This is a genomic window from Lactobacillus sp. UBA5813 (assembly GCF_002417895.1).
Taxonomy (GTDB): Bacteria; Bacillota; Bacilli; order Lactobacillales; family Lactobacillaceae; genus Lactobacillus; species Lactobacillus amylolyticus.
Genome location: NZ_DICZ01000005.1, coordinates 23806 through 37896, shown reverse-complemented (window position 1 = coordinate 37896; position 14091 = coordinate 23806). Strand labels below are relative to the sequence as shown.

Below are 14091 nucleotides of genomic sequence, written 5' to 3'. Positions count from 1 at the left end.
CTTAACTTAATGACATTGAATTTGTTTGCTAATCCCTTTTTTGTTTTTTCTAGATATTTAAATAATGGCAAAAATCTGTTGAGCAATGCTAAAGCAAAAGACCGCCAGGCTAGTTGCTCCTAAAATATCGGAAGGGTAGTGCGCTTTTAAACTCAACCGAGAGATGACGACCATCACCCAAATCCCCAATAGAATCAGGGCAAATCCTAAACCAAAATCTTTGCCAAACAGCTGCAGCAAAATCAACACCATGGTTGTTGCTCCAAGCACGTGTCCGCTTGGAAAGCTGTAGCCATCATCCAAATCGGATGCCATAATTGGTCGCCGACGCTTGATGGAATGCTTTAACAAAATTCCGAGCAAATCAGTAATGCCAAGGGTACCTAAAACCCAAATAGCAGTTGTATAGTGATTTTCGTTAATTAAAGCGCTGGCCAATAGGACAGCCCAGACCACCATTAATTTTGGATCGTTCAAAAACGCAATAATCTGCCATTTAAAACCATCTCGCTGTTTCACTAATTTGTGGTGAAGCCAGTGGTCAAAAAGATTGAAGCGCCGTGAGGTTTTAATATTGAAAATCAATATCAGCAAGATAAGTGCTGATACCAATGAAACAATAATTTTATCCATTCTTTCTTTTCGTTCCCTAATTTAAACAAAATTCATTCAACTGTTATTCTAACAGGAATTTAAAATAAGTCGCGGAATTTGAATAAAACTTAGGAATTAATTTTCTTCATCGAAGACAATTTTATCGTTGATTGGGTAAGTGATTAACTTATTGCTATCCAAGTTTTCTTTGTGCAGATCAACCTTGGTGATGTGCTTGTTGTCATAAACATGCAAGCCGTCAGCATCTGATTCAACAGTGATGGATTTGCCCGTCTTATCGGCGATCAACCAGTGCAAAGGAGAGATTTGCATCTTGTCGTTGAAATTGATGCTAACCAAATTGAGTTTGGTCAAAAGCTTTTTAGCTTCATCAACGCTGGCACATTGACCAAAAACCATGGAATAAATTCAAATGGGGTAACGTTGTCTTTTCCTTCTTGAACATCAAAGGCTTTGAAGTTGTCAGGATAGTTCAGGCCGGCCATGCCCAAGCCTTTTTCATTGGCGGCGTCGAAGTAGAGTGGATATTCATCAGCTACTAAGGCGATTCCGATTAAGGCATAATGTTGCTTCATATCAGGCATTTTGCGGTATTTGAAAGGGTAATTACAACTTCTTGACAAAATGAAATTTCAAGGTCGAGGTTGCGACCAAAGTAGTGATCCTTAGGACTAAAAACGATTGATGTGCACATATGCTATATCTCTTTTCATGTAAACTAAATCATTATAATTTCTAATAATAGTGAAAGTTTACCCTTTTGGATATAGGGAATCAAGACGTGCAGCCAGCTTTATGGAATTTTAAGAAATTTCTTTCTAACGCAAAAATGACCATCCCTTGTGGGACGGTCATTTCACTTAATTGGAGGAGAGTACAGGATTTGAACCTGCGCGCCAGGGATAAACCTGGTTCGCCGGATTTCGAGTCCGGTGCATTACCACTCTGCCAACTCTCCAAAACAAAATTATTATAGCAATCTTTTCAAAATAGGTAAAATAAAATCCTAAAATAATTGCTTATAAATATTTACCAATCAATATAGAAGAAAAAATTGTGATTGCCATATATAAAACAATGCCATAAAATTAAAACAAAATGAGAGATTGGAGCGTGTGTTCCAACCCCTTTTGGTATATTCACTTCTATTGAATTAGAGAATAATGGTGAAAATTATGACTCATGAAAAACATAATGCTCCCCAGCTGAAAAGAACTATGTCTGCGGGACAAATGGAAATGATCTCTCTTGGCGGTGCCATCGGGGTTGGTTTGTTTATGGGGTCAAGCTCAACGATTAAATGGACTGGGCCTTCGGTTTTGCTGGCTTACATGTTTGTCGGCCTCATTTTGTACATCGTCATGCGTGCTCTGGGTGAAATGCTGTACGTCAATCCCGGTACTGGCTCCTTTGCCGATTATGCAACCGAATACGTGCATCCCTTGGCCGGCTATCTAGCGGAATGGGCGAATGTCTTCGAATATATCGTGGTTGGCATGTCCGAAGTCGTTGCCGCGACTGAATATTTGAAATACTGGTGGCCACACATCAGCGCTCTGTGGTCAGGCATTATCATCATTGCTTTTTTGCTTTTAGCCAACCTGGCATCCGCCAAAGCCTATGCCTCACTTGAATTTTGGTTTGCCATGATCAAAGTCATCACCATTATCTTGATGATCATCCTCGGCTTTATCGTTATCTTCTTCGGTGTGGGCAACAGCGGTCATCCAACTGGCTTTTCCAACTTGTGGGCTCACGGCGGCTTCTTTACCGGCGGGGTGAAAGGCTTCTTCTTCTCCATGTCGATCATTGTCGGTTCATATGAAGGAATCGAATTGCTCGGAATTTCTGCAGGGGAAGTAGCCAACCCGCAAGAAGCAATTGCTAAAAGCGTTAAATCAGTACTTCTAAGAATTTTGATTTTCTACGTTGGTGCGATTTTCGTAATTGTCACTATCTATCCATGGAATAAGTTGGATTCGCTGGGTTCACCGTTTGTTACGACCTTTGCTAAGGTGGGCATTACAGCAGCAGCCAGCATCATCAATTTCGTCGTTTTAACCGCGGCGCTGTCAGGAGCCAATTCCGGCATCTATTCATCGAGTCGGATGCTGTTCAAGCTTTCGCATGATGGGGATGCGCCAAAGATGTTCAAGCATATTTCCAAGAGAATCGTGCCTGACCATGCAATCATGGCTATCTCAACTGGAATTTTCGTCGGTTTTATCCTCAACATGATTGCTTCTAACTTTAATCACTCCGCGTCCGATCTGTTCGTGGTTGTCTTCAGTTCCTCAGTTCTGCCGGGAATGATTTCATGGTTCGTGATTTTGCTGGCGGAATTGCGTTTTCGGAAAAACAATCCGGATATTCTTAAAAAGCATCCCTTTAAGCTGCCACTTTATCCATTCTCTAATTATTTTGCCTTTGTCATGCTTTTGGTAATCGTCATTTTCATGTTCATCAATCCTGACACTAGAATTTCGGTTATCGTTGGCGCCTTGGTTTTGATTGCGGCTACGATTGCCTATTTAGTTCGCCATAAGAGAAAAACCACAAAATATTGAGTTTGTCTTTGTAAAAAATCATATATATGGTAGTCTAAACATGATTGTTTTTTAAAAAGGGGAATAAAAAATGGCAATTTTGGAACAACCATATTTGGATCTGCTGCAAAAAATCATGACAGAAGGCCATGATAAGAGTGACCGGACTGGTACCGGCACCAAGAGTCTTTTTGGTGCACAAATGCGTTTTGATCTCTCAAAGGGCTTTCCTTTATTAACAACCAAGAGAGTTCCTTTTGGCCTGATTAAAAGCGAGCTTTTGTGGTTCTTAAGAGGAGATACCAACATTCGCTTCTTGCTGCAGCATAAAAACCATATTTGGGATGAATGGGCCTTTAAGAACTGGGTTAACTCAGATGAATATCAAGGTCCTGATATGACTGATTTTGGTTTGCGCTGCCAGAGCGATCCTGACTTCAACAAGATTTATCAAGAAGAGATGAAAAAATTCGATCAGCGCATCCTCGATGACGAAGATTTTGCCAAAAAATACGGCAACTTGGGCGACGTTTACGGTGCACAATGGCGTCACTGGGAGAAGCGCGATGGCAATGGCTTTATCGATCAAATTCATAATGTCATTGAACAAATTAAGCATACGCCGGATTCACGCCGCATGATTGTAACGGCATGGAATCCAGAAGACGTGCCAAACAGTGCGCTTCCACCTTGCCATGTAATGTTTCAATTTTATGTTGCTGACGGCAAGTTGAGCGTTCAGCTTTATCAACGAAGCGGCGACATGTTTTTAGGCGTTCCGTTCAACATTGCCAGCTATTCGCTGCTTTTGAATATGATTGCCCGCAAAACTGGCTTAGAGGTCGGCGAATTCATTCATACTTTGGGGGATGCGCATATTTACCGCAACCACTTCAAGCAAGTCGAAGAATTGCTAAGCAGAAAGCCCTATGATTCGCCGCAATTGTGGCTCAATCCTGACAAAAAGAAGATCGAAGATTTCGAGATGTCTGATATCAAGGTCTTAGACTACAAGCACCACGGCACCATTAAGGCGCCAGTCGCAGTATAGAGGTAAATGATGATTACGTTTGTATGGGCTGAAGATGAGCAGCATGGCATCGGCTATCAAGGACATTTGCCTTGGCATCTGCCGGCTGACATGAAGCATTTTAAAGAAAAAACGCTGGGTCATCCCGTTTTAATGGGAAGAAAGACTTTTGCCAGCTTGCCGCACCTATTGCCTAAAAGGCAGCATTTGGTGTTAACGCATAATATTGATTTTCAAAAAAAGTACGTGGACAATCCGCAAGTTTCAGTCTTCTTGAATGAGCAAGACCTATTAAAATATCTGGCTGCTCATCAGGCAGATGATATTAAAGCCATCGGTGGCGTCTCAATTTTTAAACTGCTGGAGAAACAGGTCGATGTGCTTGAAAAAACTGTCATTCATCACAGGTTTGAGGTTGATACCTACATGCCCGAGATCGATTATTCAGACTTTAAAATTATTAAAAAAGAGCAGCATGAGCCAGATGAACGCAACAAGTTTGCCTATGATTTTCTGACTTATAAAAGAAAGTAAAGAATCCTGCATTTTTGCAGGATTCTTTTAGTATAAGTTATAATATATGCATAAATTTTTAGGTGAGGGAAAATTTATGGACGAAAAGCAAACTAGTTTAAATGGTCTGACGCACGAAGAGGTCAAGCAGCGCGTCCAGGCCGGCAAAGTCAACAAGGCGGTGGACGATCAGTTCAAGTCCAACGCACAGATTATCAAAGAAAATGTTGTTACGTATTTCAACTTAATCTTCCTCGTTTTGGCTTTATTGCTAGTACTTGTCGGGGCTTGGAATGATTTGACTTTCTTGCCGGTCATTATTTTGAACACGGTAATTGGGATCGTGCAGGAAATTCGCGTTAACGAATCGCTGTTGACCGGTGAATCAGACGAAATCAAAAAGACCAAGGATAGCGGATTAATGTCAGGTTCCTTCGTCGTCTCCGACAAGGCTTATGCTCGTTTGGAAAAAGTGGGCAAGGATTCCTACATTTCCAAACTGACTCTTGAAGCCAAAAAATGGGTGCGGCGAGAAGTCGGAAATGGTGCGCTCAATCAATAAAATGATTAAATGGATCGGCATCATTATCATTCCTTTGGGCCTCGCCTTGTTTTGCCAAGCCTTTTTCTTCAATCATGCCAGTTTGCAGCGCAGCATCGTTTCGATGGAAGCTGCTTTGATCGGGATGATTCCGGAAGACCTCTATCTATTAACTACGATCAGATTGGCACTTTCCGCAACCGCGCTTGCCCGCCAGCAGGTCATGCTGCACGATATGAAGAGCATCGAAGCTTTGGCGCATGTCAATGTCCTTTGCGTCGATAAAACCGGGACCATTACCGAGCCGAAGATGGGCGTTGAAAAAGCCATCGTTTCAAAGGCCAGTCCTGCATTGAGTTAAGACCAGCTCCACCAAGAGATTGCTGATTTTGCCAAAAACATGCCCGCAGATAATTCCACGATGAAGGCTATCCATGACTTTTTCAAAAATGGCGTGCGCGAGGCGACGCAAATTGTTTCCTTCACCTCAGTTAACAAGTTTTCGGCTGTAGTTTTTGATAGTAAAACTTTAATTATTGGCGCGCCGGAAATGGTACTGCGCGATCAGTTCGCCGAATACAAAGATTAATTTGAAAACTTTGCCAATGAAGGCTACCGGGTTTTATCGTAGCGGAATATCCAAAAGTCTTGAGCGAGGACAATTCTGCCCTGACTGAAGCGGTGACGCCTTTGGGCTATATTCTACTGACCAATCCGATTAGAAAAGAAGCCAAATCCACCTTCCAGTATTTTGCCAAGCAGGGCGTGGATATCAAGGTTATTTCCGGTGACAACCCAGTCACAGTAGCCCGCGTCGCTAATCAAGCCGAAATTAGCGGGGCAGATAAATATCTTGACGCGCAGACGATTCAAGAAGGCGGCTATGAGGAAGCAGTTAAAAACTACAATGTCTTTGGCCACGTTAAACCTGCGCAAAAGCGAAAATTCGTTGAGGCACTGCAAAAGCAGGGCAATACTGTTGCCGTGACGGGTGATGGGGTCAACGATATTTTGGCAATGAAAAAAGCTGATTGTTCCATTGCCATGGCTTCAGGCAATTCCGCTGCGGTTCAAGCTTCGCAAGTGGTTCTGCTGGATTCAAATTTTGCCAGAATGCCAGAAGTGGTCAATGAAGGACGCCGCGTGGTCGACAATGTCCAGCGTTCAGCCAGTCTGTTTTTGGTTAAAAATATTTTCTCATTCCTGATGGCAATTTTTGCTTTGGTCATGACCATCAACTATCCGCTTCAGCTTTCACAATTACGATGATTTCCGCTTTTACGATCGGTCTGCCTTCATTCCTGCTTGCACTTGAAGAAAATGAGCAGCGCATCCGCGGCAAATTCATTCCCAATGTGCTGGCAAAAGCCTTTTCAGGTGGTCTAACCGATTGGCTGGTCGGCATCATGGTTATGTATCACATTTCCGCACCACTGAATAAATTCCGAGCAGCCGTCATGGCAGTCTCAATCATCGGCGTGATTTTATGCATCATTTTCTTGCATGGCTTGTTCTCATTAACCATGCTGCGGACAAGATCAATCTTTGTTTTGCTCGTTTTGTTCTTTGCTACGGTCACGGTCTTTAGATGGCTGTCGCATATTTCAGATGGGATTGCCGAAGTGCTGGTCGTGTTTGATCAAAAAGGCAAAAACATGACTTTTGCTGACCTGCACGAAGCTTATCAGCGTGGCAGAAAAAATAATTAAAAAATTATTTGACAATCTTAAAATCAGATGATAGATTATTAACAACGAATTAAAAAAACATCTTGAAAAGCAGAGTAGCTATCGTTTTTATTGTTAAAGAGAACTGACAGTTGGTGAGAGTCAGTCAATAAGGCATAGTGAACATGGGCTTGGAATGATGATTATCAGTGATATTTAGCTGATAACGGGTTTGCATCCGTTAACATTGCAAGCTGTTTCTTGACAGCTAGTGAGGTTTATCCGCGTGAGCAGGTAGACGAATTAAAGGTGGTAAAACGAAGCACTCGTCCTTTTCAATGGGATGAGTGCTTTTTTCTTTGCCAAAAGGGGAGAATAAAAATGAGAAGAAGACGCAGAAATACGATTGTTTGGTCAATTATTGTCCTGGTAATTTTAGTAGCCGGCTGGTTTAGTTTTGGACCAGGCCTCAACTTCGGAAGCAATAATTCCAAAGTTGTTACCGTCGGGGTTGTCGGCGAAAGCAAAGGTGATGAAGCAATTTGGAAGAGCATTGCTAAGACCGCCAAAGAAAAATATGGCATTACGATTAAAATCAAGAACTTTACTGACTACAACCAGCCAAACAAAGCTTTGAAGTCAGGCGATATTGACTTGAATGCCTTTCAGCACTACGCATTTTTGAAGTCTTGGAATAAGTCAAATGGCGGCGGCGTTGTAGCAATCGGTAGAACCTATATTGCTCCAATTCGTCTTTACTCAAAGAAGTACAAGAAGCTGAGTGATTTGCCTGATGGTGCCACAATTGCTATTCCAAATGACGCAACTAATGAATCAAGAGCGCTCTTCGTATTAAAGAATGCCGGTTTGATTAAATTGCGTTCTGGCAAGACTTTGGTAACTGTAGCCGATATCACTGACAATCCTAACAACTACAAGATTAAGGAAGTAGCTGCCGAACAAACCGGCCGTGTTCTTTCTTCAGTAGACGCAGCCGTTGTCAACAACGACTATGCTAGCGCGGCTGGTTTGACTGATAAGCAAGCAATCTATATCGAACCAATCAACAAGGATTCTAAGCAATGGATCAACATCATCTGCTGCAAGAAGGGTCAACAGAACAAGAAGATTTACCAAGAAGTTGTTAAGGCTTACCAAACCGCAGAAACTAAGAAGTTAGTCAAGAAGTACTACGGCAACACTGAAATTGCAGCTTGGGAAGTTAAGTTGAAGTAGGAGACAGACGAATGAGCATTATTGAATTAGAACATATTAATGTAGATTTTCCGCAAAAAAAGGGTAAAACCGTTCAGGCAGTTCATGACGTCAGTCTGAATGTCGAAAAGGGTGATATTTACGGCATCGTCGGTTTCTCCGGTGCTGGTAAATCAACCTTAGTGAGAACGATCAATTTATTGCAAAAACCAACGGCTGGGAACATCAAGGTCGATGGCAAGGACTTCATTAAGGATGGCAAGCAGGTTATTTCCAACAAGGATTTGCAACTGGCTCGCAGAAAGATCGGCATGATCTTCCAGAATTTCAACCTATTAAATGAAACAACTGTCCTTGAAAATGTCGCTTTTGCTTTGAAACACTCTAAGCTGTCCGATGAAGAATTAGAGAAAAAATCCCTTGAATTGCTTGATTTGGTTGACTTAAAGAACAAGGCCAACTTCTATCCGGTTGAGCTTTCCGGTGGTCAGCAGCAGCGTGTCGCCATCGCCCGTGCTTTGGCCAATGAACCTGACATTTTGATTTCTGATGAAGCAACGAGTGCTTTGGACCCGCAAAATACGCAGCAAATTTTGGACTTGTTGAAGAAGTTGAACAAGAAATTAGGCTTGACGGTTATTTTGATCACGCACGAAATGGATGCCGTTAAGAAAATCGCTACCAAGGTTGCTGTCATGGAGAATGGTCAAGTAATTGAAAATGGCAATTTGAAGCAAGTCTTCTTGCACCCAAAGAAGGAGCTTACCAAACGCTTTGTTGGTGGTTCACTTGAAGCCATTTCAACTTTGTCTTCACTTAACTTAGGCAAGCTTGGGCCTGATGAAGCAGTTTACCAACTGGTCTACAGCGTTGCCAACGTTACCAAATCGATTATCGTTGAACTTTATCGCGAAACCGGCGCAGAAGCTTCAATGCTTTACGGCAACGTGGAATTATTGAATGATGAGCCAATCGGAACCTTGGTTGTTTCAGTAAAAGGCGATCCAGAAAAGCAGAAGCAAGCTAGAGAATTCCTGGAGAAGCAAGACGTAACTTTGACAAGATTGGATGAAAAGGGGAATTTATATGATTAATTGGATAGCAAAAGTTTTACCAAATGTCTACCAACTTGGATGGGGCGGAGACACCGGCTGGGGTACCAGTATTTTTCAAACTTTGTTTATGACCTTCTGGTCAGCCATTTTTGGCGGAATCCTCGGAATCATCTTTGGCGTTCTGCTCGTTTTAACCAAAGAAGACGGCATCCATCCCAACAAGTTCTGGTACAACGTCTGTGACAAGATCGTTTCCATCTTCAGAGCCATTCCGTTCATTATTTTATTGGCCTTTATCGCTCCAGTGACGCAAAAAATCGTTGGTACGCAAATCGGAATGAAGGCAGCTTTGGTACCATTGACTTTAGGTGTTTTTCCATTCTACGCCCGTCAAGTGCAAGTTGCTTTGGAAAGTGTCGACTCAGGCAAGATTGAGGCTGCGCAAAGTTTGGGCGCAACCACCCGTGATATCATCTTCGATGTCTACTTGCGTGAATCTCGTTCTGAATTGATCCGCGTTTCTACCGTAACTGTCATTTCGCTAATCGGCTTGACTGCAATGGCTGGTGCCATCGGTGCCGGCGGTTTGGGTAATACCGCTATTTCATACGGTTATAACCGTTTCAACAATGACGTAACTTGGGTAGCCACTATTTTGGTTATCATCTTGATCTTTATCGTTCAAGTGGTCGGCGACTTCTTCGCTAAGAAATTAAATCATCAAAATCGCTAATAAGTTAATTTAGCAGCAGTTGAGTAAAAACTGCTGCTTTTTTATTGCAAAAAGAATGGAAATTAAAGCCCTTTACAGGTATTATAATAATGAAGATAAATTCTTATTTATTGCATAGTAAGGAGACTCAATATGACTGAAGAAAATTATCGTATTGAAAGTGACACAATTGGCCCAGTAAAGATTCCTAAAGATGCTTTGTGGGGCCCACAAACAGAACGCAGCCGCAACAATTTCCCTAGTGGCGAGTTAATGCCATTGGCAATTATCCGTGCATTCTTGCACTTGAAGAAGGCAGCTGCTGAATCCAACGTTGAAGTTGGGGATGAAACTCAAGAAAAGGGTGCTGCTATCGAGGACGCAATTGATTATCTTTTAGCATTAAGCGATGAAGATTTGCGCAAGGACTTCCCATTGCACGTGCTCCAAACCGGATCAGGAACGCAAAGCAACATGAACGTTAACGAAGTCGTTGCCAATTTAGCTAATAAATTGCATCCAGGCTTAGGCATTTTGCCAAATGATGACGTTAACCGTGGCCAATCTTCCAACGATACTTATCCAACAGTCATGAATATCGTAGCCATCGAGGCCCTTGATCAATTGGAGCCTGCGATTCAGCACTTAATTGATGAATTGGTCGTTAAGGAAAAGAAGTACTGGAAGACGGTTAAAGTTGGCCGGACTCACTTGCAAGATGCTACGCCTTTAACTTTTGGCCAAGAGCTTTCCGGCTACATTTCAGCTTTAAAGCATGATTTGTCCTACATCCAAAGTTTGAAGCCTACCTTATATGAATTGGCAATTGGTGGTACCGCTGTTGGTACTGGCCTTAATGCTGCACCAGGGATGACTGAAAAGATTGCGGGCAAATTATCTGAAGTTTATGGTCATAAATTTATCGTGGAGACGAACAAATTCTGGGGTCTGGCTCACCACTCCGGCTTGAACGTGGTTCATGGTGCCCTTAAGACATTAGCTTCTGACATGTTCAAGATTGCCCAAGATATTAGAATGCTCGCTTCTGGTCCGCGGGCTGGCTATGGCGAGCTCAATATTCCGGCTAATGAACCAGGCTCATCGATTATGCCGGGCAAGGTAAATCCAACTCAGGCTGAAGCAGTGACGATGGCTTGTGCCAAAGTATTCGGCAACGATACCACCATTACTTTCGCATCTTCTCAAGGCAACTTTGAATTGAATGTCTTTAAGACGGTGATGATCGCTAGCTTCCTTGACTCATGCAATATTTTAACGGGTGTTATTACCGGCTTTGCCGACAGAATGATTCATGGCTTGACTGTCAACAAAGACAGAATGGGCGAATTGCTTGATAATTCACTCATGACGGTTACCGCGCTTTCACCACATATTGGCTACCATGCAGCCGCTAAAATTGCGCAAGCAGCTCAAAGAGAAGGTACGACTTTGCGTGAGGCTGCGCTTAAGAGCGGCAAGGTTACGGAAGAACAATATGATGAATGGATGGACTACATGCAAATGACGAATGTTGACAAGCATGAACCGGAAGAATAGGTGAGAAAATGGACAAATATATTTTTACTCCCAATCAAGCAAGTGAATTAGCAGATGAATATGATGCTGTTATCGTAGGTGCGGGCGGTACCGGCTTAACCGCGGCTTTGCAGGCACACGAATTAGGTCTTAAGGTTGCCGTCCTTGAAAAAAATAAGGGCTTGGGCGGCAACACCAACCGGGCTTCTAGCGGGATGAATGCCGCAGAAAGTTTGGTTCAATTGCAGCATGGCATTATCGATAATAAGGAAGACTTTTATCGGGAAACCTTAAAAGGCGGCGGTCTGCTCAATGACCGCGACATGCTGCGCTACTTCGTGGATCATGCTGCTATTGCTATTTCTTGGTTGAAAGAACACGGTATTGATTTGTCAGATTTAACCATTACCGGTGGGATGAGCAAAAAACGGGCTCACCGGCCAGCTTCGATGGCTCCGGTTGGTGGCTATCTGGTAACCGGCTTGCTTAAGCAATGCGAACAAGAACAGATTCCTGTTTTTAACCAAACTAAGGTAGAAAAATTGCTCAAAGAGGATGGCAAGATCACGGGCGTGGAAGCTGCAACTGCTGAAGGCAAGAAGACGATTCACGCTAAGGCAGTATTGCTTGCTTCCGGCGGCTTCGGTGCTTCAAAAGAAATCATCAAGAAATATCGGCCAGATTTGGCAGGCTACAAGACCACCAACCAACCTGGCGCAACAGGTGATGGTTTGAAATTGGCTGAAGCTATTGGTGCCCAACTCATACAGATGAACTTCATCCAGGTTCACCCAACCGCGCAGACTGATACTGATCATACTTTCTTGATTGGTGAAGGCGTCCGCGGCGAAGGTGCGATTTTGGTTAACAAGGCGGGCAAGCGTTTTGTCAATGAATTGAATACCCGTAAGATTGTGTCAAATGCCATTACTGGTCTTAATGAAGACGGGGCCTACTTGATTTTGGATCAAGGAATTCGCGATCACTTCAAGGCAATTGAATTCTATGATTCAGTAGGCCTGGTTGAACATGGAGCCAGCTTGAAGGAATTAGCTGAAAAGATTGGCGTTAATGCTGAGAACCTAGCAGAAACTGTCGCTCAATGGAATAAGGCAGTAGCTGACCAAGAAGACAGTGAATACGGCAGAACAACCGGGATGGAACGCGGCATTGAAAAAGCGCCATACTTTGCTATCCACGTTCATCCAGCTATTCACTATACGATGGGCGGCATTCATATCACGCCTGAGACTGAAGTCTTGGACGGTAACGGCAATGTGATCCCAGGCTTGTACGCAGCTGGCGAAGTATCCGGCGGCCTGCACGGCAATAACCGGATCGGCGGCAACTCGATTGCGGAAACGGTGATTTTTGGTCGGCAAGCGGGGATGCAGATTGCGAAGAAAATTAAAGATAAGTAAGAACTAACAGAATAAAAACAAAAAGAAGTGTTATCAGAAATGGTAGTGCTTCTTTTCTTTATTTACAGATTATCGTGCATTTGCAATATGAAAGTATATATAAGGGATGCCTATAATAAAATAACCCAAAAAAATATTAAATTTTTTAGAATTAATTTTTTGCAAAATCTTTAAAAGCTTGCTAGATAAGGCATGGATTCGGATTAATAACAAAGGCCTAGAATTTGATAAATGGGCCAAAAAGCAAGTTACAAATTAAAAAACAGATGTTATATTTATCAGTGTAAACAAACAAGCAATTGAAGTTTTGTAGAGATTAATTTCAATTGCGAAAACAGAGTATCTTAATAAGAGAGAGGTTGTAGACGTATGTCAAAGAATAATTTTAAGGAACGGGTTCGGAAGATGGAACCTAAGCAAGAACGTTTCTCTATTCGTAAATTTACAGTAGGTGCTGCATCAGTTTTGATCGGTTTCACCTTCTTTATGAATGGTGGACAGAAGGCTCAAGCTGCTGAACAAAACGCTTCTTCTGACAATACCAATCAAGAAAGTGAAAAAGCTGCTAGCGATGAGTCCAGTAGCAAAACTGAACAAGCAGTAAGTGATCAACAATCACAAAACAAAGTTAACGACATTAGTGATTCAATTGATCAATTGAAAGCAACTGGTGGCAAGAAATCTGATGTTCAAGCCAAGGCTGCTCAAATTCAAAACCAAATTGATGCTTTAAGCGATGCTGAAAAGACTGCTTTAGCTGCTAAGCAAGGCGCTACTGATTCAGCTGCCTCAACTACTGCAGCTGCCAGTGATGAAAAGGCTGCTTCAAGTGATGCACCTAAGGCTGCTGATACTGAAGATTTGACTGTATCAACTAAGTCACTTACTGCAGCTACTTCTGCTAAGACTTTGGCAGCAAGTGCTGTGAAGGCTGCAACAACCACTTCAACTGCAACTCAAACTTCAGATGTTAGTGGTTGGGCTGGATTTGTTAGTGTTTTGGAATATGTTAACGTTGGTACTATTAATGTAACTAGTGACATTACTGTTACTGGTAAGACTGGTAACTTGGGTGGTCAATCACTTGGTTATAACGGTTGCCTTACTTTAAGTGATAAGAATATCGCTCGTACTGTTACGATTAATGGTAACGGCAACACCATTGACTTCGGGCACTACTCGTTAATGTTTGAAGATGCTAACCAAAAGAATGGATCAGCTTGAAACATTACCTTTGAAG

General features: G+C 42.5%; 10 protein-coding genes, 1 tRNA gene, 2 pseudogenes and 1 other annotated feature. Of the genes and pseudogenes, 10 read left to right on the top strand and 3 right to left on the bottom strand.

Translation table 11 applies throughout. The features are described 5' to 3' along the window. Positions 1-57: 57 nt before the first annotated feature. From B2008_RS00775 to B2008_RS00765, 3 genes and pseudogenes are all read right to left on the bottom strand, one after another. A complete protein-coding gene (locus B2008_RS00775) occupies positions 58-633 on the bottom strand; it encodes a phosphatase PAP2 family protein (protein ID WP_281828182.1) in 576 nt (191 codons plus the stop codon). A gap of 198 nt (positions 634-831) precedes the next feature. Then, positions 832-1309: pseudogene (locus B2008_RS00770) on the bottom strand (linear amide C-N hydrolase); the annotation flags it as partial. A 171-nt stretch (positions 1310-1480) separates the two neighbouring features. Beyond that, a tRNA-Ser gene (locus B2008_RS00765) sits at positions 1481-1573 on the bottom strand. A 217-nt stretch (positions 1574-1790) separates the two neighbouring features. Between B2008_RS00765 and B2008_RS00760 the strand changes: the two genes are divergently transcribed. From B2008_RS00760 to B2008_RS00715, 10 genes and pseudogenes are all read left to right on the top strand, one after another. Then, a complete protein-coding gene (locus tag B2008_RS00760; RefSeq protein WP_281828184.1) occupies positions 1791-3182 on the top strand; it encodes an amino acid permease in 1392 nt (463 codons plus the stop codon). A 70-nt stretch (positions 3183-3252) separates the two neighbouring features. Continuing rightward, entirely contained in the window at positions 3253-4212 is a 960-nt protein-coding gene (locus tag B2008_RS00755) for a thymidylate synthase (protein WP_281828185.1), read from the top strand. Between the two features lie 9 nt (positions 4213-4221). Then, a complete protein-coding gene (locus B2008_RS00750; protein ID WP_006352319.1) occupies positions 4222-4725 on the top strand; it encodes a dihydrofolate reductase in 504 nt (167 codons plus the stop codon). Between the two features lie 76 nt (positions 4726-4801). After that, positions 4802-6954: pseudogene (locus tag B2008_RS00745) on the top strand (HAD-IC family P-type ATPase). 53 nt (positions 6955-7007) lie between these two features. Then, positions 7008-7249 (top strand) — a binding site (T-box leader). Positions 7250-7293: 44 nt separating this feature from the next. Then, a complete protein-coding gene (locus B2008_RS00740; RefSeq protein WP_281828187.1) occupies positions 7294-8148 on the top strand; it encodes a MetQ/NlpA family ABC transporter substrate-binding protein in 855 nt (284 codons plus the stop codon). A gap of 11 nt (positions 8149-8159) precedes the next feature. Next, positions 8160-9221, top strand: a complete 1062-nt coding sequence (locus tag B2008_RS00735) for a methionine ABC transporter ATP-binding protein (RefSeq protein WP_281828189.1) — start codon at positions 8160-8162, stop codon at positions 9219-9221. After that, positions 9214-9915: a methionine ABC transporter permease gene (locus B2008_RS00730; RefSeq protein WP_281828190.1), complete on the top strand. Its 702-nt coding sequence runs from the start codon at positions 9214-9216 to the stop codon at positions 9913-9915. The genes B2008_RS00735 and B2008_RS00730 overlap by 8 nt, the downstream gene beginning before the upstream one ends. A 132-nt stretch (positions 9916-10047) precedes the next feature. After that, positions 10048-11451: a class II fumarate hydratase gene (locus B2008_RS00725; RefSeq protein ID WP_281828191.1), complete on the top strand. Its 1404-nt coding sequence runs from the start codon at positions 10048-10050 to the stop codon at positions 11449-11451. An 8-nt stretch (positions 11452-11459) separates the two neighbouring features. After that, a complete protein-coding gene (locus tag B2008_RS00720) occupies positions 11460-12851 on the top strand; it encodes a flavocytochrome c (RefSeq protein WP_281828193.1) in 1392 nt (463 codons plus the stop codon). Between the two features lie 369 nt (positions 12852-13220). Next, complete coding sequence (locus tag B2008_RS00715; RefSeq protein ID WP_281828195.1) at positions 13221-14075, top strand: pectate lyase-like adhesive domain-containing protein; 855 nt, start codon at positions 13221-13223, stop codon at positions 14073-14075. The last annotated feature ends 16 nt before the right edge of the window (positions 14076-14091 follow it).